The 22778-nt window shown below is 66.5% G+C and carries 25 protein-coding genes; 10 read left to right on the forward strand and 15 right to left on the reverse strand.

Going from position 1 to position 22778, the window contains the following annotated elements:
- Positions 1 to 48 precede the first annotated feature (48 nt).
- The 3 genes from ACOGW9_RS06825 to ACOGW9_RS06835 all read right to left on the reverse strand — a co-directional run bounded on the left by ACOGW9_RS06825 (position 49) and on the right by ACOGW9_RS06835 (position 1590).
- A complete protein-coding gene (locus ACOGW9_RS06825) occupies positions 49 to 219 on the reverse strand; it encodes a hypothetical protein (protein WP_419909644.1) in 171 nt (56 codons plus the stop codon).
- A gap of 193 nt (positions 220 to 412) precedes the next feature.
- Complete coding sequence (locus ACOGW9_RS06830) at positions 413 to 910, reverse strand: hypothetical protein (protein WP_419909646.1); 498 nt, start codon at positions 908 to 910, stop codon at positions 413 to 415.
- Positions 910 to 1590 carry a hypothetical protein gene (locus ACOGW9_RS06835; RefSeq protein WP_419909648.1) on the reverse strand — a complete coding sequence of 227 codons (681 nt, stop codon included), beginning with the start codon at positions 1588 to 1590 and terminating at the stop codon, positions 910 to 912. The genes ACOGW9_RS06830 and ACOGW9_RS06835 overlap by 1 nt, the downstream gene beginning before the upstream one ends.
- Before the next feature lie 136 nt (positions 1591 to 1726).
- Between ACOGW9_RS06835 and ACOGW9_RS06840 the strand changes: the two genes are divergently transcribed.
- On the forward strand, positions 1727 to 2296 hold the full coding sequence (locus ACOGW9_RS06840) for a Swt1 family HEPN domain-containing protein (RefSeq protein ID WP_419909650.1): 570 nt from the start codon (positions 1727 to 1729) through the stop codon (positions 2294 to 2296).
- Positions 2297 to 2367: 71 nt separating this feature from the next.
- Complete coding sequence (locus ACOGW9_RS06845) at positions 2368 to 2700, forward strand: hypothetical protein (RefSeq protein WP_419909652.1); 333 nt, start codon at positions 2368 to 2370, stop codon at positions 2698 to 2700.
- Positions 2701 to 2726: 26 nt separating this feature from the next.
- Here ACOGW9_RS06845 and ACOGW9_RS06850 read toward each other — a convergent pair whose 3' ends face one another.
- From ACOGW9_RS06850 to ACOGW9_RS06865, 4 genes are all read right to left on the reverse strand, one after another.
- The gene (locus ACOGW9_RS06850) at positions 2727 to 3371 is read right to left on the reverse strand and encodes an NYN domain-containing protein (protein WP_419909654.1); all 645 of its coding nucleotides are present in this window, start codon (positions 3369 to 3371) and stop codon (positions 2727 to 2729) included.
- 515 nt (positions 3372 to 3886) lie between these two features.
- Positions 3887 to 4450, reverse strand: a complete 564-nt coding sequence (locus tag ACOGW9_RS06855; protein WP_419909656.1) for a hypothetical protein — start codon at positions 4448 to 4450, stop codon at positions 3887 to 3889.
- 234 nt (positions 4451 to 4684) lie between these two features.
- Positions 4685 to 5980 (reverse strand): AAA family ATPase, encoded by a 1296-nt coding sequence (locus tag ACOGW9_RS06860; protein ID WP_419909658.1) that lies wholly within the window; start codon positions 5978 to 5980, stop codon positions 4685 to 4687.
- Between the two features lie 318 nt (positions 5981 to 6298).
- Positions 6299 to 6931: a type IV toxin-antitoxin system AbiEi family antitoxin domain-containing protein gene (locus tag ACOGW9_RS06865; protein ID WP_419909660.1), complete on the reverse strand. Its 633-nt coding sequence runs from the start codon at positions 6929 to 6931 to the stop codon at positions 6299 to 6301.
- A 282-nt stretch (positions 6932 to 7213) separates the two neighbouring features.
- Between ACOGW9_RS06865 and ACOGW9_RS06870 the strand changes: the two genes are divergently transcribed.
- Positions 7214 to 7462: a hypothetical protein gene (locus tag ACOGW9_RS06870; RefSeq protein WP_419909662.1), complete on the forward strand. Its 249-nt coding sequence runs from the start codon at positions 7214 to 7216 to the stop codon at positions 7460 to 7462.
- Positions 7463 to 7762 carry a hypothetical protein gene (locus ACOGW9_RS06875; RefSeq protein WP_419909664.1) on the forward strand — a complete coding sequence of 100 codons (300 nt, stop codon included), beginning with the start codon at positions 7463 to 7465 and terminating at the stop codon, positions 7760 to 7762.
- Between the two features lie 105 nt (positions 7763 to 7867).
- On the opposite strand, the gene ACOGW9_RS06880 is transcribed toward ACOGW9_RS06875, so the two are convergent.
- Entirely contained in the window at positions 7868 to 8455 is a 588-nt protein-coding gene (locus ACOGW9_RS06880) for an RloB family protein (protein ID WP_419909666.1), read from the reverse strand.
- A gap of 29 nt (positions 8456 to 8484) precedes the next feature.
- Complete coding sequence (locus ACOGW9_RS06885) at positions 8485 to 9864, reverse strand: AAA family ATPase (RefSeq protein WP_419909668.1); 1380 nt, start codon at positions 9862 to 9864, stop codon at positions 8485 to 8487.
- Positions 9865 to 10080: 216 nt separating this feature from the next.
- On the opposite strand from ACOGW9_RS06885, the gene ACOGW9_RS06890 reads away from it, so the two are divergent.
- From ACOGW9_RS06890 to ACOGW9_RS06915, 6 genes are all read left to right on the forward strand, one after another.
- Positions 10081 to 11085 (forward strand): CBASS cGAMP-activated phospholipase, encoded by a 1005-nt coding sequence (locus ACOGW9_RS06890; RefSeq protein ID WP_419909670.1) that lies wholly within the window; start codon positions 10081 to 10083, stop codon positions 11083 to 11085.
- Positions 11078 to 12214 carry a nucleotidyltransferase gene (locus ACOGW9_RS06895; RefSeq protein WP_419909672.1) on the forward strand — a complete coding sequence of 379 codons (1137 nt, stop codon included), beginning with the start codon at positions 11078 to 11080 and terminating at the stop codon, positions 12212 to 12214. The genes ACOGW9_RS06890 and ACOGW9_RS06895 overlap by 8 nt, the downstream gene beginning before the upstream one ends.
- Before the next feature lie 546 nt (positions 12215 to 12760).
- Positions 12761 to 13078, forward strand: coding sequence for a hypothetical protein (locus ACOGW9_RS06900; protein ID WP_419909674.1), 318 nt, complete (start codon positions 12761 to 12763; stop codon positions 13076 to 13078).
- Between the two features lie 414 nt (positions 13079 to 13492).
- Positions 13493 to 14485, forward strand: coding sequence for an LLM class flavin-dependent oxidoreductase (locus tag ACOGW9_RS06905; RefSeq protein WP_419910150.1), 993 nt, complete (start codon positions 13493 to 13495; stop codon positions 14483 to 14485).
- A gap of 155 nt (positions 14486 to 14640) precedes the next feature.
- Entirely contained in the window at positions 14641 to 15162 is a 522-nt protein-coding gene (locus tag ACOGW9_RS06910) for a superoxide dismutase family protein (protein WP_419909676.1), read from the forward strand.
- Positions 15163 to 15199: 37 nt separating this feature from the next.
- On the forward strand, positions 15200 to 16324 hold the full coding sequence (locus ACOGW9_RS06915; protein ID WP_419909678.1) for a transporter substrate-binding domain-containing protein: 1125 nt from the start codon (positions 15200 to 15202) through the stop codon (positions 16322 to 16324).
- A 130-nt stretch (positions 16325 to 16454) separates the two neighbouring features.
- Here ACOGW9_RS06915 and ACOGW9_RS06920 read toward each other — a convergent pair whose 3' ends face one another.
- From ACOGW9_RS06920 to ACOGW9_RS06945, 6 genes are all read right to left on the reverse strand, one after another.
- Entirely contained in the window at positions 16455 to 17207 is a 753-nt protein-coding gene (locus ACOGW9_RS06920) for a hypothetical protein (protein ID WP_419909680.1), read from the reverse strand.
- 4 nt (positions 17208 to 17211) lie between these two features.
- Entirely contained in the window at positions 17212 to 18978 is a 1767-nt protein-coding gene (gene xsc / locus ACOGW9_RS06925) for a sulfoacetaldehyde acetyltransferase (RefSeq protein WP_419909682.1), read from the reverse strand.
- Between the two features lie 120 nt (positions 18979 to 19098).
- Positions 19099 to 19722, reverse strand: a complete 624-nt coding sequence (locus tag ACOGW9_RS06930) for a WHG domain-containing protein (RefSeq protein ID WP_419909684.1) — start codon at positions 19720 to 19722, stop codon at positions 19099 to 19101.
- Between the two features lie 101 nt (positions 19723 to 19823).
- Positions 19824 to 20678 (reverse strand): phosphate acyltransferase, encoded by an 855-nt coding sequence (locus ACOGW9_RS06935; protein ID WP_419909686.1) that lies wholly within the window; start codon positions 20676 to 20678, stop codon positions 19824 to 19826.
- 71 nt (positions 20679 to 20749) lie between these two features.
- Positions 20750 to 21811 carry an ABC transporter permease gene (locus ACOGW9_RS06940; protein WP_419909688.1) on the reverse strand — a complete coding sequence of 354 codons (1062 nt, stop codon included), beginning with the start codon at positions 21809 to 21811 and terminating at the stop codon, positions 20750 to 20752.
- Complete coding sequence (locus tag ACOGW9_RS06945; protein ID WP_419910152.1) at positions 21811 to 22584, reverse strand: ATP-binding cassette domain-containing protein; 774 nt, start codon at positions 22582 to 22584, stop codon at positions 21811 to 21813. Before ACOGW9_RS06945 ends, ACOGW9_RS06940 begins: the two co-directional genes overlap by 1 nt.
- Positions 22585 to 22778: the final 194 nt, after the last annotated feature.

Genomic DNA, 22778 nt, shown 5'->3' on the forward strand with positions numbered 1-22778 from the left:
TCGACTCAGCGCCTCCTGGCCTCAAGGGTGAAGAAGCGGCTGTGGTGATTAGCGCTCGCGCCGCACGCCCTTGAACGGACCGCCTGATTTCTTCATCGCCATGAACCGGCCCGAGGCTGTGTCGCGCTTGGTCCAGTTTCCGTTCTTCGGGTTCTGGAATTGACTGCGGCCCGTTACTGCACCGTGCCGGCCGCCGCCCTTCGCACCGTTCTTGGCCATCGCGTCTCCCGCCTCCGAGGGGCTCAGCGTATTCCTCAGGTGATTGAACTGGGAGTGATCTCCGCGGTGGCCTGTGCGGCATCGCTGAGATTGGCCGGCGGCGCTACGTGGTGCCGGCGTGGGGTCCTTCGGCCCATTGCGAAGTGGTCGGGTCCCAGATGTCGTGCTGCCGACCCGGCGGTCAAGGCGCCTTCTAGCTGGCAGCCAACACGGGCGTCTGCATTTCGGCATCGGACACTTCGACGCTGGCGTAGAGCGCATCGGGGTCCTCGTGTCGCCGTGTTGCGGCCTCGTCGAACAGGTCGCGAGGATCCTGCGGTTGCGGCGCACGCGGTCTCATCCAGAAGACTCCCGTCGCCCCTGCCTCCACGGCATTGACCGCAGACGGCAGGTCGAGGAGCAGCGCACCGGTAGCGCGCAGCGGATCGTGGCCGACTCCTTCAATCGCGAAGACCGTGAGCCCAGTCTTGATGACAGCAGCCAGCTCACTCGGATTCCGCAGCATGCGGTAGTTCAGTGTCACCAGTCCCTCAAACCCGAGCTGGCGCAGAGCGATCAGCAACGGCCGGTCGTCGAGATGGGTCAACCGGTCATCGATCTGACGAATGGGCAACAGTTCCAGCGAGCCCATCCAAGGCTTCAGGGCGTTGACGATCGGTTCAGGGAAGTTGTGATCCAGCGGGAGCTGCATCACGCAGCCAGTGAGCTCTCAAGCTCGACTGCGTCCCTGAATGCTGCCGTGTCGAAGCCCGGGTAGAGACCGGCGACCGCCTCATAGTCGCCGAGGCTCTTGTAGAGCGCGGCGGCAGACAGGGTCGTGATGCGCGAGCCGGCCAGATGCGGCTCGCCCGAAACCCGGCCCGGAACGATGCGCAGGTTCGGGCGCGGGCGGATGAGATCGGGCCCTCGGCGGTCGGCGACATCGAACGGACCCAAGAGATCCATCGACTCGAGCATCGCCGCCTGTCCCGACTGATGCGGGACGCCATCCACGTCAACCCAGATCTTGCCGGAGGCATCAACCCGCAGCGGCGAAGTCAGCCGGCCGCCACTGTCGTCCCAGATGTCCAAGCCGAGCCGCTCCAACTCGGCCAAGGCCTCGCGCACACGCTGCATCGGGCTCGCTGGAACGCTCTCGTCCATCTCGAACTTCGGATGCCGCAGCCAATAGACGATGCGCAGCGCCATCAGGTCGGCGTAGGACCACAGCTTCACCCGGGTGAGCGACACCGACGGGGTCACCAGCCCGTTGCGAGCCCACAGGTACACCGTCGATTGCGGCACGCCCGACAGGGCCGAGGCGCGGTGGGCCTCGTAGCAGCCGTCGAATGCGGCGTTCAGGCGTGCAGAGAGCGGCTCGTAAGCGGTCATCGATCTGATCTGGCTCCGAGTCCCGGCCGCGAACGGCGCTCACCAGTGCCGAACTGCGCCTCAATGTACCCATGGCGGTAAGCGGCAAAGAATGGTTTTCGGGCGAGGCGCGGCCCGGTGATGTCGCGGCGACCCGATGGGCGACATCGCGCACGAGGTGTGGATCGGCGACGGCGGCAAGCTGGTGCCGGCGAGGCTGCGCGACACCATCAAGTCGTACTGGCCGGACTCGCCCGACGACAGCGCCCGCGACCTGCTCGGCAAAGCGCTCGAATTGCTCGGCGGCTCACTGCGTCTGCTGAATGAGCCCAGGTTCCGCCCCGCCTGGGGCGAGAACTGGCATGAGGAGCTCTGCAGTCGGTACAGCATCCTTGGGAGCCACCGGTTCCGCGTCTCTCCCAGCGATCCCTATGTTCACTTGAAGATCCTCCAGAAGGAGCGGAAGGCTGCGTCGGCTCTGCTCGGGAGCGAGGCTGACCAGAGACTCCGCAACTCGTTACGTGCCCGCAATCAGTGGGCCCACTTCGCCGGCATCAGCGGAGCGCAGGCACGCGACGATGTCGTCGAGATGATCGATCTCATCGCCCATGGCCGCATGGGCGCCGAGGCCGACGGACTCGCCGTCGACAACGGGCGAATCGACCAGAACCTCGCCCGGCTTGAGAACATCCGCCGCGCGCTCGACTTCCAGATCAGCGGGCACTGATCGCCGGCCGCAGTCGCCCCGGACCCGGGCGCATCGACGCTCACGGCCACTGGCACCAACAGGATCGCGAGTTGACGGACGAGACCTGCCATGTGCTCCGGTCCAGCCGTGCTGCTGCCGACGTCGATACCGTGCAGTTCGGTGCCGCGGCCTCGGAGGCCACCATGGAACGAGCCGACGTGCTCAAGAACTACGCAGCCTTCGAAGCCATCCGCGCGGAACTCGAAGCCAGCCACCTCGGACAGTTCGCCGTGCTGCACGACGGTCAGCTCGTCGGCATCTACCCGAGCATCCGCGAGGCCCGCACCGCAGGCAGCGCGCACTGCGGGGTCGGGAACTTCAGCACCCAGGAGATCCGTTCCGAGCCGATCGAGCTGAGAATGGCCGCCGGTGTCCCGGCCTGACCCGGCTGACCACGCTCGTTGCGGGTTCAGGGTTGAGCCAGGTAGTCGGTGTCGTCGCGCACGGCGGCGAAATCAGCTGCGTCTAGGTAGTGGTTCCACAGCGAACGGCCAGGGATGTGCAGCGCCCGGCGCGGCAGGGGTGCTTTCCACCAAGATGCGGTCTCGACCCTCTTTCCGATTCTGACGGCTTCTTCGATGGCGGGGAGCAGATCTGTATCGGCCGATACAACGACGGCCACGTCGTACTGGTCATCGCGGGCACCGAGCGCTAGATGCAGCGCCAGCAGCACGTCGACACCCTTCTCCTCACCGCGCCAGCGCACGACCCTGCCCTCACGCGAGCGTTCTGCGGGCGAGTAGCGCAATGGACGTGTGTGAACGCTCACATCGTCAAGCGCCGCCCAACGAGCGGTCTGGCGATCGAACGCCAGTCTCAGCTTGTGATGACTCCGCAATCCAGGCTGACCGCGGTACACGCGGACCTCGCTGAGACTCCGTGCGGGATCGATCCTGCGCCCGAGGTCGCACAACCGCTCCCCGAGACGGCGAGGATGGACATGGCCCATCGTGGGCGGGGCGCTCGGCGATCCGAACAGTTCGCGGGTTCGGTGCCAACTGTTCTGGTAGTCCAAGAACACTGCGATGCGCGTAGTCGCTACCCGCTCGGACATGGGGGCAAAAGATAACCCCGCCATGCCCGGCAGAGCCGGCCAGGCGGGGAGGAATGCACTAACTGTACCACGCTGTGGTACCAACCCGAGCCCGGTCTCCTCAAGGCCCCCGCTTGGCCGCGCTTTTTTTGCATGCGTTCAGATTCTCCGTCGTCAGAACCGGTCGGCTGGCGCAACACCGTCTGCAGCGGGTGACAAGTCTTGCCAGTACACGAACGCATCGCGGGGAGTGCCGCGGCGCTCAGGCGGGGCCTCCCCGCTCGCCAGCAAGGGTGGCTCGAAGGCGCCCGGCGGGACGTCCTCAGGCCTAATCGATGCCCTCGGTCTGTACCCCAGCGCCAACTCGCCACGGCGCTGCCGCTTCGGCCGATCATCGGCATCGTGCCGGCGCTTGCGTCGAGGCATCGGCGTGACCTTCCCCCGGCAGCGGCGATCACGACGAAAGCTAGCGACTCGACTTCGAAGCAGCAGCGAAAGGCGGCACCGAAATCGTGAATCTCAGGCAGCCCGAAGCTTCAAGCGCTTCGGTCGACAAGTGAGGCGGCCCAGCGGTCGGCACCAGCGAGTCGCAGGCCCGGCTTGCCGTCGGCTGCCGTGAAGACCTCTACGTCGGAGCGGTGCCAGGCGCGCCAGTCGGGATCGAATTCGTCCAAGACCTGTTCGGGGCCGCCGGGCCGGTCCCGAGCCAGCGCGAGAACGAGATCAAGACGCTCAGCCTCTACAAGGTCGAGCCCGGTGAGCGGCGCTTCGGGGTGCAGCGGCCTTTCGAGCCAAGCCGCGATGTCGGCGATGTGGCAGCGCTCTGCTGCGACCTCACACAACGCCACGAATCGGGCGACACGCTGGCGGCCAGCACTCGTAGCCCACTCGCCTCTTCGCCACTTGCGCAGCTCAGGCACCGAGACACCGGCGACACGGGCGATGTCCCGCCATGAGAACCCGAGCGCGGCCAACCGGTCCAGCAGCGATGCCAAACGTTCCCCGGCGTAGCGCACCGTCAACGAGCGCAGTGCCTCGTCGAGGCTGTCCAACAGCAGCGCCCCGGTGGGCGCATCATCACTGTGGCGCACGGTGCTCACGTCAGGTCCCCCGCCGGCCGATCAGACACTTCCGTGCGCAGTCTGCCGGTGACGACACCTCGAAGAAACCGTTTGCCGGCCGAGAACCCCGGTCGCAACACGCAAGGGTGTCAAGGCCGGGAGGAGCCGCATTCGGGCCGCTCCTCCCTTTGTCGTCCTGCACGCGTATCGCTTCGATGAGCGACCACACGCTCCAATTGGGATTCAACTGGGGCCGTCCAGAAGCAGCTTTTCTCAACGGTTGCCTGTCGCCTCAAGTGCGACCGCCGATGCGAACTCCCCATGCGACAGGACCGGCGTCGCCCCGTACCTGCCCGCGAGATAGCGCTTGCCGATCGCTTCTTGCTTGCGCGGCTCAAGATCGACAAGCGGGTACAGGCGTGTGCCGCCGTCGCTGCGCTTCTCGGCGAACCAGATCTGGTCCCTTCCGAGCAGCCGGTCGCCGGCGGCGTCGCCCAGCAGCGTGGCGTCGTGCGAGTTGAAGATCAACTGCGCTCGCCGCGGATTGGTGCTGGGGTCCTGAAACAGACGCACCAGCGCGGTTACCAGCGCCGGATGGAGGCTGGCGTCCAGCTCGTCGGCAAGGAACACCGACCCCGACTCGAGGGCCTGCACCACCGGGCCGATGAGGCCGAACCAAACACGGGTGCCGAGAGACTCGTCTTCGGCATCGAGGTCGACCTCCTCGCCATCGGCGCCACGATGGGTGAGCCGGACGCCGAGCTCCTCGAACGCCGGCCCGTCGTCGCTGTCGGGGTCACCGTCGGTGCCCTCCAGGATGCGGATCGCTCGCCGCAGGCGCTCGTGCATGACCGGATCGGGCTCTTGCTTGCGTGTGCCCGTCACGCCGAGGTCCGCCGCCTGCAGCAGCGCCAGCACGCGTTCCCGGTGCGCCCCGTCGCTCAGCATCTCGGTCGTGAGCGCTTGCCGGAACGGGCGCGAGTCGGCCTCGGCAAGCACGAGATTGCGACTGAACCACTGGTACAGCGGAAGCAGCGCGGCGTGATTGGCAGAAGCCGCGGCGGACAGGAACAGCGCGTTCGGCCGTACGAGCTCTTGGACCGCCCGAGTCTTCTGGCGTTCCACACTGCCGGCGTCGACCTGCTCGTTCGTGCGCCGGAACAGGAGAGCCGGCCGTCCCTTGGGATAGTGGAATGCCCACTCGTCGAGCACCCGGTCGTCGTCGATGCTGAAGCCGTACCGGTGCCGCACCCCGTCGAGTACAAGGTCGACCTCGTACTCCGACGGCTCGGCGCGCCGGGCCCGGTCCAGGACGAACGGTCGACGGGGTATGCGGCCCCCGGGATCGCCGCGCCGAAACGAGTGCAGCACGCAGCTGCGCATGTCGTCCATCGCCTTGAGCAGGTTGCTCTTGCCCGATCCGTTGGCACCGAACACCCCAGCAGCAGGCAGCACGTCGACCGACGCACCGCCCTCCCGCCACTCGACAGGCCGAACGACTCCACGCTCCGACATACGGGTAGCAAGCATCGAGAATTCGAACTCGTCCCTGAACGACCGCGCGTTCACCGCGCGAAAACTCAGGAGAACAGACGGCTGAGACGCAGTGTCACTGCTATTCACAGGTGCATTATCGCAGGAAACTTGCAGAACTGTCGCCGAAGACCGCTTCGCGGGCGGTTTCGGCCACCACTTGGCCGTGGTTGCACACATTCGTCGTCTGCGATGAACAGTCGCGAGAGCAGTCGGTCGTATGTGAAGTGGCGCCGTATCTCGCTCGCTGCGATGCCGCCCTCGGCGGCGCAGTCGGCAATTCGAGCGGCGAGGGCTTGGCGGAATGCCTCGGGTGTGCGATAGCGCTGGGCTGGAGTGTCGCCGACGGCCGGGTCAGCCATGAAGCGCCGGAGCCGGGTGCTGGGCAGCTTGGGCTATCAGCGCTTCGATGTCGTCGTGGCTGACGGCGAGGCGGTGGGCGAGTTGGTCCTTGGTGACAGCGCCGACGCGGAGCGCGTCGTCAAGGAACCGGCCGATGTGGCCGCCGTCGGTGCGCGCAGCAAGCAGGTCAACGGCTGTGCGGGCCACGGTGGTCACCGCGAACCCGTCCTTGACCTCCCAGTCCGCTCGCGGCACGCCGCCCACGCGGCGATGCACCGCCACAAGCCCGCCGGTCTGGATGCGCCGCGCTGACGCGAACGTGTGGCCGGCGCCGGCAAACACCCCCAAGCCGTGAACCCGGGCCGCGGACCCAAGCGTGACCCACACCGTGGGCTGCATCACCCGCTCGCGAGGGCCGCGGGCGGGGTCCAGACGCAGCCATGCGATACGCAGGTCCGCGAGCGGGTCGTGCCCCGCACCAGCCACCCGGTACACGCCGTGGCCGACCCGCTCAATCAGCCCGCGCTGCACCGAGCGGGTGAGGTCGCAGTCGGGCACGCCGACCTCTGCCGCCTGAGCACGGGTGAAATAGCCATGCTGAGCTGCGGGCACGTCCCCAAGACGGCCGACCACGGTTGCGCCCAACGCTCTGTCCTTTCGCCACAGGCCGCCGGTGTCCACGGTGGCACTCGAAATTGTACTGAATACCTTTCATAACGTGCAAGGTTTTCAGCAATCAGCGACACCAGCGACGATTCCGGTGACACACCTCAAACATCAAAAAGGGGGTGGCCAACGATCGCGAACGGCTTCTGCCGAGGGTGAACTGCGCCTCAATGTACCTATGGCGAGAAGCGGCGAAGAATTGTTTTCGGGCGAGGCGCGACCCGGTGCGGGCTTTGCCCAGTCGGTGTGTCACGCTGGCTCATGGCGCGAATCGAGATGATCCCCGACGACTCCTGGGACGGCGAGCTCGGCGAGCTGCACCCCCGAGTCGTGGACCCCACCCACCGCCGGGTCGACAACATCCTGGCCGTCCACTCGCTCAACCCCCGCTCCATGGCCGCACACCAAGGCATCTACGAATCGGCCATGGCCGGCACCGCCACGCTGCGCAAGGTCGAACGCGAGCTCATCGCCCTGGTCGTCAGCCTCACCAACCACTGCCACTACTGAGTGGTCCACCACCGGCGCGGTCTGCGCCGCCTCATCGCCGACGACGAACTGGTCGCAGCCGTCGAGCACGACTGGACCACCGCCCCGCTGTCACCCAAGCGCACCGCCATGCTGGCCTACGCCGTCAAGCTCACCACCACACCCGCCGACATGGACGACGCCGACGTCGACGCCCTGCGCCACGCCGACTTCTCTGACCGCGACATCCTCGACATCACCGAAGTGGTCGGCTACTACGCCTACGCCAACCGCATCGCCGACGGCCTCGGCATCAAAACCGAACACTGGATCCCCGACTGAGCGGTCTAGGTTCGGCCTGATCGGCCGTCAAGACCTAGGACGCTCATCCCCACGAGATGCCGCCTCGGCGGAAGTTCCGTGCAGCTGGATGCAGAGCGAATTCCGTCACAGTCTCTGCGCCCGGATCGCCTCGATGAGCGACCACACGCTCGAGCTCGGATTGGACCCGGGCGGTGAACCGTCCCCATCGTGCTTTGCGTCGAGACGCCGCGCACGGTCTCGCGCGTCCTTGTAGCCGTTGTACAAGAGCTCCATCGCCGGGCGCGTGAGAGTCTTGCCGCAGCCCAACAATGCGCTCGCCGCCGACTGCGCCTCGTGGCGGCTGAGGTATGCCGTTTGGTCTCGAAAGTGGAGAATGAACCACAGCTCGATGCACGGGTTGGAAATCGCCAATCCGATGCCGTGGGCCTCGGCCAGCTGGATGGCTTCGGGGACATTGGGGTGGGAATTGATGTCGAAGACACACCAGATCTCGTCGTGCGCTCGACCGCGCCCACGTCGCTCATCGCGTGCTTCCGCCTTCTTGGTCGCTACCGCCCGTTCGACCAGAGACAGCGGTACCCCGTGAAACGGATCGATCTCGAGAAGCACTGCATCGCGGTAGGCCCGGCGCCACGGAAGCAGGTAACCGTCCTCGGTTTTCTCCCCTTCCGTGAAGACAAGGATCTCCCGCCGGGCAGCGCTGCTCGTCACTCGGCGTGGCCGCCCAGGGCTGCCCTTTCTCAATGGACGCCTGCGGGCTCTAGTGCCACGGCCGATGCGAATTCCCCGTGCGAGAGGACCGGCGTCGCCCCGTAGCGGCCGTCCAGGTACCGCTTGCCGATCGCCTCTTGCTTACGCGGCTCAAGCTCCATGAGTGGGTACAGGCGAGTGCTGCCGTCGTCGCTCTTCTCCGTGAACCAGATCTGATCCCGCCCGAGGAGTCGATCGCCGGCGGCATCACCGAGCAGCGTGGAGTCGTGCGAGTTGAAGATCAGCTGCGCCCGCCGCGGGTTGGTATTCGGATCTTGGAAGAGACGCACAAGCTCTGCCGCAAGTGCCGGATGGAGACTCGCATCCAATTCGTCTGCGAGGAAGACCGACCCTGTTTCGAGGGCTTGCACCACCGGGCCGATGAGGCCGAACCAAACGCGGGTCCCGAAGGACTCATCCGCTGCGTCCAGTTCGACCTCCTCCCCATCCGCGCCGCGGTGGACGAGGCGCACGCCCAGCTCTTCAAATGCGGGCCCATCGTCGCTGTCGGACTCGCCGTCTGTGCCTGCCAAGATTCGGATCGCTCGTCGCAGGCGTTCCTGCATCACTGGATCGGGTTCTTGCTTACGTGCATCAACGATCCCGAGATCCGCCGCCTGCAGAAGCGCGAGCACACGATCACGACTCGCCTCGTCGCCCAGCATGTCGGTGGTCAGGGCTTGTCGAAACGGGCGTGAATCTGCCTCAGCAAGCACAAGATTGCGACTGAACCACTGATACAGCGGCAGGAGCGCTGCGTGATTGGCGGAGGCTGCCGCCGACAGGAAGAGCGCATTCGGCCGCAACAGCTCTTGGACTGCGCGAGTCTTTTGTCGCTCGACACTGCCAGCGTCGACCTTCTCGTCAGATCGCCGGAAGATGAGTGCTGGCCGCCCCTTGGGATAGTGGAATGCCCACTCGTCGAGGACGCGCTCGTCGTCGATGCAAAAGCCGTACATGTGCCGGATCCCGTTGAGGATGAGATCAACCTCGAACTCTGTCGGCTCAGCCCGCCGCGCCCGGTTCAGGACAAACGGCCTCCGGGGAATGCGGCCCTCAGGATCACCACGACGAAATGAGTGGAGGACACACCCGCGCATGTCGTCCATCGCCTTGAGGAGGTTGCTCTTGCCGGAGCCATTGGCGCCGAACACACCAGCAGCTGGGAGTACCGGAATCGGTGTTCCGCCCTCTCGCCACTCAACACGCCGGACAAAGCGACGCTCGGACAACCGGGTAGCGAGCATCGAGAATTCGAGTTCGTCCCTGAACGAGCGCGCGTTGTCCGCGCGGAACGTCAAGAGAACAGAAGGCTGGGATACTGTGATTTGGCCCGTCACAGGCGCATTATTGCAGGAAACTTGCAGCAAGTTTGACGTGGGTTGCCGTTGTGCGCGATGATGGCCATTGCAGCCTTGTAGTTACAGCAGTGTGATGAGGTAGATTGTTCTCATAACCAAGAGGGGCCGGCCATACGGCCGACCCCTTGCAGAATCTGGAGACCTGTCGGTCGCCACGATCCATGCTTGAACGCCCCGGATAGTACGCGACCGACTGGTTCTCCGCAACGAACGGAGCCAGCCGACGTGGCGATACTCAACGGAATAACCGATTACCCCCCACCATGGGAAGGCCGCTGTCAGGTCTTGTCCCTGGACGGAGGCGGACTCCGCGGGATCTTCTCCGCCGCAGTGCTCACGGCTCTTGAAGAGGACTTGGACTCGCCGGTACTTGACCACTTCGACCTGGTCACGGGCACGTCCACGGGCGGCCTCATCGCCTTGGCACTCGGTGCCGGCGTACCTGCCCGATCGATCCTCGAGTTCTTCGTCGAGGAAGGCCCTCAGGTGTTTCGGGCCCCGCGCGTGCGAGCGATCCGTCATCTCGCGCGGTCCAAGTACAACGGCCGGGCGCTCGATTCGGCTTTGCGACGCCTCTTCGGCGAGAAGCTGCTTGGTGACAGCAGCGTGCGCCTCGTCATACCCACCTTCGACATGACCCGGAATGATGTCTACCTGCTCAAGACACCCCACCACCCCCGTCTGCGGCGCGATTGGCGCGTTCAGATGTGGGAGGTGGGGCGTGCCACTGCCGCAGCGCCGACGTATCTGCCCGCTCACGTTCTCAGCGAAGACCGGACCGTGCTCGTGGACGGTGGGGTCTGGGCCAACAATCCGTGCTTGGTGGGCGTCGTGGAAGCGATGAGCCTGCTGCGGGCTCCTCTCGCCAACGTTCGACTGCTCAGCATCGGCACGACAAGCGAGTTTCGAGGCCTGCCTCGCTCACTCATGCGAGGCGGTGCCTTCCAGTGGATCCGCGATTCCGCATTGATCGACATCCTCATGACGGGTCAATCGACGGGCGCCTTCACTGCTGCACAGCTCTTGCTGGGCGCAGACAACGTCGAGCGGATCAACCCGCCAGTACCCCGCCGACTCCTACGCCTTGACCGTCTGCGTGCCGATGACGCGATCGCGTGGGCCGCGAGCGAGTCCCGTCAATTTGCACCGCGAGTCCAAGAGCGCTTCTACGACCACGTTTCCACTCCGTACCAAGCACCAACCACGCCTAAGGAGGCTTCTCATGCTTGATTCCGCTGAAGAACAGCTCGCAGCCCTGCTCACGGGGGCGATTGCGCAGCTCGACATCTCTCCCGACATGTACCGCCAGGCAGTCGCCAAGTACCAGAGCGTTGCCCGCTTTCTCGGTGCGGGGGACGAGAAGGAGGACAAGGACCTGCTGATCTATCCGCAGGGTTCCTTCCGCTTGGGGACGGTGATCCGGCCGGCGCCGGATTCGGACTACGACATCGACTTGGTCCTCAGAGTGTCCGCCACGAAGGAGCAGACCACGCAGGCGAACCTCAAGCAATTCGCCGGGCAGCGGCTTGGGCAGTACGCGGCGCACTCAAGCACGGGCGTACGTCTCAAGGAGGGCAGCCGATGCTGGACCCTGCGGTGGCCGAGTTTCCACATGGATGTGCTGCCCGCACTGCCGAGCCCAGAGAACCCTCCCACCGGCATCTGGTTGACCGATCGGGATCTCTACCTGTGGCAATGCAGCGACCCCATCGGGTTCGCTGCCTGGTTCCACGACCAGATGCGTGACCAGTTCATTCGGCGGCGCGCACTGCTGGCTGATGAGCGGGCCGCTCAGATCGACGATGTACCGGTGTGGGAGGTCAAGACGACCCTGCAACAGGCGGTCCAAGTGCTGAAGCGGCATCGTGACATCTACTTCGCTGGTCGACAGTCGCTGAAGCCGCCGTCAATCCTCGTGACGACCGTCGCTGGCCTCGCATATGGACGTGAAGACAACCTCTTCGAGGCAGTCCTGCACATCGCTTCGCACATGACGCAGTCCGTCAAGAGTCGCAACGGTGTGATCTGGGTCGCCAATCCCGTATTGCCGCAGGAGAACTTTGCCGACAAGTGGAGGGAGCACCCGGAGAGGGCAAGGGCCTTCTTTGGGTGGGTCGCCCAGTTGCAGCGAGATCTCAACGAAGCTGCCGGTTGCCGTGGCCTCGACAGTGTCGTCGACCGTCTGGAAACGTCCTTTGGGCCCGAAGTTCGCATGTCGGCCCAAGACTTGGGGCAGACCTACAGGTCGAGCCGGGAGGGCGGCAAGCTCGCTTCCGCTGCTGGTACCGGTGGTTTGGTGGTGGGGTCTGCTCGGCCAGCTGCCGCTGTCCGGCCCCACAAGTTCTACGGACGGGCCTGAGGTGCGTCGGCGGCTCACGTTGGCTCAGCAGGCATTCGGCCTCCGCGGCCGCTTCAGTGACGCCCGTATCCAATTCAGCCCGCCCGGACTTGTCTGCGTCCTTGATCTCAAGCCCACTCCACTGAGTAGGTCCTACACCGTGAGGGTCGAATACAACGGCTACTCCCGCCCGGTAGTCAAGGTGCTATCACCGCCCCTTGAGGGCATCCCGGGAAAGGAACTGCCCCACACCTTTGAGGACGGTGACCTGTGCCTGCACCTCCACGAAGAATGGGGGCCTGAAGACCTGATTACGACAACGATCGTCCCTTGGGCATCTGAGTGGTTGTTGCACTACGAACTCTGGCTTGCGTCAGGAGGAACCTGGAGCGGGGGCGGACACGAACCCGAGACCGAGGCCGCTTGAACGCACCAAGCCATCGTGACGACGCCGAAGTCGTCGGCACTTACGTGTACGCCTACCGCCTCGGCGTCCAATCCGAACATCGGATCCCGATTGAGCCACAGTTACGTTGCCCACGGACTTGCCTGCACCGATGTGGCCGGATGAAGCGTCGGTGGTTCCGGGACACGCGTGCCGGCGTCGCTACCGTGCAGTTCAGCGCCGCAACCTCGGAGGCCGCGATCAAACGAGCCGATGTGCTGAAGAACTACGCAGCCTTCGAAGCCATGCGGGCAGAACTCGAAGCAGGCCATCTCGGGCAGTTCGCCGTGCTGCACGACGGCCAGCTCATCGGCACCTACGCGAGCATTCGCGAAGCACGAACCGCCGGCAACGCACGCTGCGGAGTCGGAAACTTCACCACCCAAGAGATCCGTTCCGAGCCGATCGAACTGGGCATCATGGCCGCCGCCCTGGCCTGACACGGGTGACAACGTTCAACACCGACATCGTGGCCGGCATGGACTTGCTTTCGAGGCTGTGCTTCACCATGTGCGACGGCCGCTTCGAGATGTACTCCTGAACGGCACCCTGTCCAAACCGACTGGCTGGCAGGCAAATGAAAACCCGGCCCCTCAAGGGCCGGGTGGTCTAGGTAGTGAGCATAGCCACCGCACTCGGCTAAGCAGTGCGATTTCCTCTGAGCAGTGTTGCCGGCGCAATGCCGGCGACGGTCGCTGCAACGAGCTGACGTTCCGAGTTGCTGGCGGACGCCGGCTGGCGGAGTAGCGCATCTCATCCGTCTTGACCGCGACGACACGCGGTTCCTAACGTTCGTCGCGTCGGCGCCGACGCTCGGTGTTGACCACACACAGGGGGAAACTGACATGGCGGACATGAAGCTGGCGCTGTACTTGCCGAACTTCCGCGACCGCGTGACCGTCCAGGAACTCGAAGAGCTCACCGACCTCGCCGAGGAACTCGACTTCGATTCGATCTGGACGCTCGACCGCATCGTCGTGCCGGAGTCATCCGATCGCGGGGAGCTCCAGTACCCGTTCGGGATGATGGAGCAGTTCCCCACGCAGCTCCCCGTTTCGGCCCGCGGTCAGTGGTTCCAGGGCTGGCCGCTCATTCCTTGGCTCGCTGCGAAGACCTCGAAGTGCCGGATCGGCATGAGCATCACCGACACGCCATACCGCTCGCCCGGCGTGTTCGCCGCCGAGATCGCCACGGTGGATCACCTGTCGGGCGGGCGAGTGAACGTGGGCGTCGGCTCGGGCTGGATGCCCGAAGAGTTCGCTGCCGCGAGCGCATCGCACCTGTTCCCCAAGCGGCACAAGCACGTGCGCGAGACCATCGAGATCTGCCTGGGCATCTGGACGAACGAGCTGTTCGAGTACCACGGCGAATTCGCAGACTTCGGCCCCAGCGGCTTCGGCCACAAGCCGCTGCAGGATCCGCATCCGCCGATCTTCATGAGTGGCCTGCGCAGCCCGGCCATCTCGGCGAAGCGAGTGGCCCAGTACAACCTCGCCGGCTGGATCGGCATCCAGGACACGCCCGAGGAATTGACGCAGTGGCTCAGCGCGATCGGCGAGGAGCTCGACAAGCTCGGCGGGTCGCACAGCGTGGACGACATGGAGATCTCCAGCATGTGCTGGTTCGTGATCACCGACGAGCCGACCGATCAGGCCCGCAACGGCAAGCTGACGAACCTGCTGGCGGGCACCGCCGACCAGATCACGCAGAACCTGATCGAGCTGAAGGCTGCCGGCATGACCATGCCGCTCATCTGGCCGCCGTTCGCCGATGTGCCGGTCTCGAAGACGCTGGAAGATCTCCGCCAGCTCAACGACGAGATCCTGCCTCAGGTCAACGCCGCCTAGCCGCGGCGCCGAGGAGGTTCGCCGCCACTGCGGTGCCGCACTCCGCCGTCAATTGACTCCCGGGTACCCGGTTCGCCGTGGCCTAGCGTGGTCGGCGCTTGCAGCTGGAGAAACAGTCAGGACCGGGTATGCGCTTTCGGAGAACGATCACTGCGTTGGCGGCGGGGCTCCTCGCCTTGTCAGGGCTTGCCGCCTGTAGCAGCGACGACGGCGACGAGATCGCCGGCGTCGGCCAGCGAGCGACAGCGGCAATGGCTGGGCCCGACGGATCGCCGATGGGCACCGTCACCCTGGAGCAGGGTCCGAACGGCGTGCTGGTGTCTGCCGACGTCAGCGGGCTGACGCCGGGTCCGCACGGGTTCCATATTCACGATGTGGGCGCTTGCACACCGGACTTCTCCGCAGCCGGCGGCCACTTCGCCCCCAGCGGTCACGGCCACGGGTTCATGTACGGCGATGACCAGCACGCCGGTGATCTTCCCAACCTCTACGCCGCCAGCGACGGCAGCGCTCGGGCAGACGTCTTCACCAGCAAGGTCACGCTCGCGGCTGGCGCGGACACCACGGTGTTCGACGCCGACGGCTCAGCCATCATCATTCACGCCCAGCCCGACTCCTACGGTGCCGAACCCGGCGCCGGCGACCGCGCGGCCTGTGGCGTGATCGAACGAAGCTGACCCGCCCGGCACCGGCGAACCGCCATTCGGGCTGCACATGACGCAGGGCAGGGCCGACCGGCCTGCGTCACTCAAGGCTGGCCCGCGCCGCTGGCTGGCCGCCATCGCAGCGCCGGGACTATTCGCATTCTCCGGGCTGACGGGTTGCACCGGCAAACCGCCGGTCTCGCAGGAGCGGCAATCGGACAGCCCCGCCGCAGAGACACTCGTGCGGTACGGGTTCTATGCCTACTTCGAACCGGTGAGCGCGCTGGCCGACGGCCAGAACGATCAGCACGGCGAACATGACGCTTCGGGCAGCGGCCAGCAGCAGTCAGACCGAGGCGGCCACATCGGGTACGAAGCCGACCTGCTGAGCGCCATCGAGGCGATGGACGGGTTCGGGCTGCGTTTCGTCCGAAGCCCGATCACCGAGTGGCCCGGCATCTGGCTCATGGCAGCGTCGGATTCCTTCGACATGACTGGCGGCGGCATCACCGCGCTCGACAGCCGCACGCGTGACGCCGATGGCGCCGCCGTCATCGCCTTCACCGAACCGCACATCGAGTTCCGCCAGTCGCTGCTGGTGCGTTCCGCCGATGCCGAGCGCATTCGGAGCCACGGCGACCTGCGCGCCACCGACCGTGTGGGCGTGCTCACCGGCACTACCGGCGAGGCACGGTTGCTGCAATTGCTCGATATCACCGACGACGGCCGACTTGCCCCAGGCACCCGTGTCCACACGCCGGCAGGCGTGGTGCTCGTCGGTGATGACGGGCGGCACAGCATCACGGCAGCCGGTGCTTCGGCCGATCTCGCTCACCGGACCCGCATCGAGCCAGCTGACCCGAACCTGCCCGATGTGGTGTATCCGGACGAGTCGGCGGGCGAGCAGGAGCTGCTCGACGCGCTGTCCCGCGGCGACGTGGATGCCGTTGCCGGGGGCGCCATCGGCAATGCCGCCACGGCGTTCGACTCAGACGGGGAGTTCGCAGTCACCGCACTCGATCACGCCGTCGAGCACGGCGGCTTCGCTATCGACGTAGCCAATGCCGAACTGCGTTCGGCGATCAACTCCGCAGTCGCCTGGCTCACCGACAACGGCCGTATCGGCATCACCCACTGGCTCGCCGACAACACGGTCTTCGCCACGCGCGCCCGCCAGTGGCAGCCCCCGGCCTGAGGGCGGTTGCGGTGCAGGCGCGCAGACTGCTCGGGGGGCGCATGCAGACCGAACGACGTGAATTGGATACTGGCGACGGGCGGCTCGGGCTGTACGTAACCCGGCCGCACCGCGACGATTGCACCGGCGGCTACCAGCGGGCGGCTCGGTCGCGGCGGCGCTTGTTCAGGCGGTAGCGCACGGCGAGTGCGAGCACCAGCGCAAACAGGGCAATCCCGATCACCTGGGGCAGGAATCCGCCGCCGGCCGTGGCCGACTCGGCGTGCAGCACCTTGGGGATGCCCTCGAATTCGGCCAAGTCGATGACCCAGACATGGGTCGACCCGTCGGTGGTGTCGGCGTTGCTCTCGACCAGCGTGCCGGGCAGCGCCAACGACAGCGTGAACGTCGGATGCAGCTCGCCGACCGCTTCGAACAGCGGCCCGCCGGCTGCCAGGTACTCATCGACGAATCGAGTCTCGAAGTCGAAGCTCCAGCCGCCCCCGGTGATGCGCCGGATTTCCGGGCCTTGATTCAACGCAAGCGAGGCCAGCACGTCCTCTGACTCGTCCGCGGACCACGTGATGTTCGAGGCATAGCTGCACACGCCGTCGCTGTGACGGGTCTCGACTCGCGTCGTCACAGCAGCGATGTGCGGCCGCACCGGACCGGCGCCGTCGAACCGCCTGAGAAACCGCTCGCACGCCGCATGCGGCGTCAGGTCGTCGCCGTCGTCGCTTTCCGCATCGAATGGGACCGCGGCGTCGTCGAAGGTGTACCTCCACTCGAACGTGCCCGACCCGTCCTCGTGTATCTCGACATCCCACGCGGCCTCGACGCATCCGGCGACCAGCATCGTCGCCAGCGCCAGCCCGCACGCAACCGCAATCCTGCGGATCGGCACGGGATCAGGTGTATTCGCCGTACTTGTCCAGGAAGCGGATCGGGCGCTTGAGCGCATCCTTGCGGAACGGGTCGCCCAGCTCCATCGTGCACATCGCCTCGATCACCGTGGTGCGGCCGCCGTTCATCTGGGCGTCGATGGCCCGCTCCAGCGCCGGGCCGACATCCTCGAGCTGGTTGACGCGCACGCCCTCGGCGCCCATGGCCTGGGCAACCTCCGACCAGTTCTCGCCGCCATCCAGCTCGCCTGCCACGAACCGGCGGCCGTAGAAGTCGACCTGGTTCTTCTTCTCCGCGCCCCACTGGCGGTTGTGGAACACCACGGCGGTGACCGGGATGTTGTGGCGCACCGCCGTCATGATCTCCACCATGCTCATGGCCCACGCCCCGTCGCCCGCATAGGCCACCGCCGGCCGGTCCGGCGCCGCCTTCTTGGCCCCGATCATCGTGGGCAGCGCGTAACCGCAGTTGCCCCAGCTCATCGGAGCGAGGAACGATCGGGGCTCCTCGAAGCGCAGGTAGCTGTTGGCGACCGAGTTGATGTTGCCGATGTCGGTCGACACCATCACCCGCTCGGGCATGGCGTTCTCGAGCTCGCGCAGCACCTGGCGGGGATGCATCCAGTTGTAGCTCTCCTCCGCGGCCTGCTTGATCATGTCGACGCTGAAGTCGTCGATCTCGTGGATCCAGTCGTCCAGCTCGGCTTCCCAGTCGGCCTTGTCGGCCGCGAGCTCCGCGGCCCGCTGCTCCCGGGTGGCGTCGCACGCCAGCTCGCGGCCGGCCAGCCGCTGGGTGAGCGCCACGGCCGCCGCGCCCGCATCGCCGCAGATGCCCACGTCGATGCGCTTGACCAAGCCGAGCATCGTGGCATCGGCATCCACCTGGATGATCTTGGCCTCATCGGGCCAGTACTCCAGCCCGTGCTGGGGCAGCGTGCCGAACGGTCCGAGCCGGGTGCCCAGCGCCAGCACCACATCGGCCCGCGAGATCAGCCGCATCGCCGCTTTCGAGCCCTGGTACCCCAGCGGCCCGCACCACTGCGGATGCGACGCCGGGAACGAATCGTTGTGCAGGTAGCTGTTGACCACCGGGCAGCCCAGCCGCTCGGCCAGCGCAATCGTCTCAGCCATGGCATCGCCCATCACCACGCCGCCGCCGGAGATCATCACCGGAAACTCGGCCCGGGCCAGCAGGTCGGCAGCCTCGTTGAGCGTGCGCTCGCCGCCGGGGCCCCGATCGACGATCTGCGGCTGGGGGATCTCCACGTCGATGTCGCCGTAGAAGCGGTCACGGGGAATGTTGAGCTGCGTCGGCCCCATTTCCGACAGCGCCCGGTCGAAGCACCGGCCGGTCAGCTCGGCCATGCGGTGCTCGTTGTTGACATGGCCCTGGTACTTGGTGAACTCCTCGAACATCGGGAGCTGGTTGGCCTCTTGGAAGCCGCCCAGGCCGATGCCCATCGTGCCGGTCTCGGGGGTGATGACAACCACCGGGCTGTGCGCCCAGAACGCAGCGGCGACCGCCGTCACGCAGTTGGAGATGCCCGGCCCGTTCTGGCCGATCACCACGCCGTGGCGGCCGCTGACGCGGCTGAAGCCGTCGGCCATGTGGGCGGCGCCCTGCTCGTGCACCACCGGCACTAGCTCGATCCCGGCCGGCTCGAAGATGTCCATGGCGTCCATGAACGCGCTGCCCATGATGCCGAAGATGGTGTCGACCCCGTGGGCCGCCATCGTCTCCACGAACGCTTCGCTAGGGGTCATGCGGGTCATGTCTTCACCCTTCGTTGAACGAATTCCCGACTGATCGACGCCCACCCCGCCGCCGTGTTAGAGCTTATAACCGATAGCGGAAGGCGTCGAACAGAGGTTGAGCAGGGGCGGATGACGCAGTTATCGCGCGCCCTTTGAGGCACCTGCAGGGGTACGCGAGAGCCGGTGAATGCCGGCGCACAGCAGCTGGACCAGATGCTCGAAGGTGTCCTCGGGGTCGTGCGGCAGGGGGTGACCGTCGCCCGACTCGAGGTGGCTGAACCCGTGGAACGCACTGCGCATCGTGCGGGCCGCGTGCACCCGGTCTTCGGGGCTGAGGTCGTAGCCCCTCAGGGTCTGCCCGAGCACGGCCAGCACACGCTCGACCGCGGCCTCCAGCTCGGCATCGCCGGCGCACGGGTAGCGGTCGGTGGCGGCGTAAATGCCGGGATGGTCTCGCACCATCGCCCGCCAGGCGTGACCCACCGCGGCGACCGAGTCGTCACCCGACAGGCCGACGGCGGCGTCGGTCAACCGCTGGGCAAGTATCTCGCGGCCCTGCAGGCTGAGGCTGCGCAGCAGATCGTCGTACCCGTCGATGTGGCGATACAGGGCCGGCTGACGGACGCCCAGTCCTGCGGCGACCCGCGTCAGGGTCATCTTGTCGAGCCCCTCGGCATCGGCAATCTCGGCGGCGGCTGCGACGACCTTGCCGCGGTCCAGCGGTCGGCGGGCTATGGAGCGGTCCCCGTTGCGTCCGACCATGCCGCCCCGCTTCCTGTCGCTGCGCCGCTGCCGAAGCCGATTGCACGGCACTCTCACGCGGAAGTTAGCAGCTATATCGAAACTGTTAGATATAGCGGACGCTACTGGCGGCCCTGCGCGGCCTGGCAGGCCGCGATCAGCGCCACCGACACGATGTCGTCCGCGTCGCAGCCGCGCGACAGATCGTGCATCACCCGCGCGGTCCCCTGCAGCAGCGGACCGTAGGCCCGGGCGCCGGCCAGCCGCTCGGTGATCTTGTAGGCGATGTTGCCCGCATCGAGGTCGGGGAAGATGAACACGTTGGCCCGGCCCGCGACTTCCGAGTCGGGGGCCTTGGCCGCAGCCACGCCGCTATCCCAAGCCGCGTCGAACTGCAGCTCGCCGTCGATGGCCAGCGAGCCCATCCGCTCGCGCACGAGCCGTGTGGCAGCGCGCACCCGATCCACACCCGCACCCTCGGCGCTGCCCTTGGTGGAGTACGACAGCATCGCCACCCGCGGCGTGTCACCGGTGAGCTGGGCGTGCGTGGCCGCGGTTGCCATGGCGATCGAGGCGAGCTGCTCGGCGTCGGGTTCGGGGATCACGCCGCAGTCGCCGTAGGTGATCGGCGTTCCGTTGGCCAGCACCATCAAGAAGCAACTGCTGATGGTGTCGATGCCGGGCGCCGGGCCGATGCAGAACAGCGCCGCCCGCACCACGTCGGCAGACGCACGGCTGGCACCGCCGACGCAGGCATCGGCCTCGCCCGCGGCCACCATGAGCGCCGCCACATGGAGCGGGTCGTGCAGATCGATGCGCTCGCGAAACGGCGATGCCTCAGCCTGGGCCCGCACCGCCGGCGAACACGCACTCGCAGCGTCTTCGAGCAGCACCGGATCGGCCAGTCCCTCCGCAGCCAGCCGGGCCGCCGCGACCCGGGCACGCTCATCTGCCCCATCGGCGAGCACCACCCGCATCTGCGCCGCTCGTGCTTGACGCCGCCACGACTCGGCGACAGGTTCCCGGCCAGCGGCCGGCTCGGGGGTTGTCAACCCTTGCCCCGCCAGGGGATCAGCCGCTTCTCCGCCATGCGCATCGCCACGTCCATGGTCACGCCCAGGATGCTGATGAGGATGACGGCCGAGAGCATGAGATCGAGCAGGAAGAACTGCCGGGCCTTGAAGATGGTGAAGCCGAGCCCCGAGCTGGCGCCCAGCAGCTCGGCAGCCACGAGCGTCCCCCAGCACACCCCGATGGCCACCCGCAGCCCGGTGAAGATCTCGGGCAGCGCATTGGGCAGGATCACGTGGCGCAGCACCTGGGCCTTGGACGCGCCCAGCGAGTAGGCGGCGTGCACCTTGGTGGTGTTGACAGCGAGTACGCCCGATCTGGCCGCGATCACCATGATCCAGATCGCAGCGAACAACAGCAGGTTGACCTTGCCCTCCTCGCCGATGCCGAACCACACGATGAACAGCGGAATCAGCGCGAGCGGCGGGATGGGTCGCAGCAGCTCTACGACCGGGTCGAAGATGCCCCGCCAGCGGCTGGACAGCCCCATCGCCAAGCCGATCGGCACCCCGATGACCACGCCCCAGAACAGCCCCTTGGCCAGACGGCTGAAGCTCAGCCACAGGTGCTGCCAGAGGGTGAACCCGCTGTAGCCGTTGCGGGCGAAGTCCCAGGAGGCATCCCACACCTGGATCGGACTGGGCAGCGTGGATTCGCTGAGCCACTGCGTGTACGAGCACGCCGGCAGTTCGGGGAACAGCGAGGGATCGTCCTCGGCGGCGTCGCAGTCGCGCAGCAGGTCTCGCTGGCCGTAGCTCTCGTCCGCCGACAGCCCGGCACGGACCTCGTCCGCGTGGTCGTACCACTGCTGGGGCAGCCCCCACACCGTGGTGGAGATGAACCACAGCACCAAGATGACGATGAGGCTGACGACGGTCCACCTCAGCGCCCCGCTCACCTCGGCGGCGTCGCCGAAGGTGACCGTCTTGCGGGTGCCCTGGCCGCGCTTCGAGAACAGCCAGTTGAAGGGCCAGTTGGCGATCCGGTTCTGCTGGTCGATGTTGTCGTCGAGTGCGTGCCCGCCGGGTCCTTCGGCCATCAGCCGCCCTCCCCGGTGCCCATGATCTGTTCCTCCATCTCCCAGATGAGCGAGAGGATCTCCTCGCGGGCTTCGATGAACTCCGGCGACGCCTTCAGCTCACGGGCATCGGCGGTGAGCGCCTGCTGGGCGAAGGGCAGGTCGTAGACCCGTTCGATGCGGCCCGGGCGGGGCGCCATCACGAAGAGCTGGTCGCCGAGGTACAGCGCCTCCTCCACGCTGTGGGTCACCAGCACGATCGTCTTGCCGGTCTGGTTCCACAGGTTGAGCACCAGGCTCTGCATCTTCTCGCGGGTCAGCGCGTCGAGCGCCCCGAGCGGCTCATCCATGAGGATGATCGTGGGGTCGTTGGCCAGGCACCGGGCCAGCGCCACCCGCTGCTGCATGCCGCCCGAGAGCTCGTAGACGGCCTTGTCGCCGAACTCCGACAGGCCCACGATGCGCAGCAGCTCCTGCACCGCCTCACGCGAGGCCGGCCGGGAGCGGCCGTTCATGCGGGCGCCGAAGCCCACGTTGTCGTTGACGCTCAGCCACTCGAATAGCGCACCCTGCTGGAACACCATGCCGCGGTCCTGGCTCGGGCCGGTGATCGGCGTGTCGCCGAGCTTGGCCTCGCCCGATGTGGGCGCCAGGAACCCGGCGATGATGTTGAGCAGCGTGGTCTTGCCGCACCCCGACGGCCCCAGCAGCGTCAGCAGCCGGCCCGGCTCGAGGGTGAACGACACATCCTTGAGCGCCTCCACGGTCCCGCCGTCGGGCAGCTCGTACACCATCCCGAGGTGCTCCACGACCAGCGGGGTCTCGGTGCGGGACTCCTCGGTGATCTCCACCTCGGAGGCGTCGAAGCGCACCTCGGGGCGGGCCAGCACCAGCCAGGCCCGGGCCTGCAGGCACGCCACGGCGAGCAGACCCAGGTAGACGATCGAGCTGCCCTCGATCTGCATGATCGCCAGTACCACGGCCACGG

Source organism: Candidatus Poriferisodalis sp., from assembly GCF_965203655.1.
In the GTDB taxonomy this organism is placed as follows: Bacteria; Actinomycetota; Acidimicrobiia; order Acidimicrobiales; family Poriferisodalaceae; genus Poriferisodalis.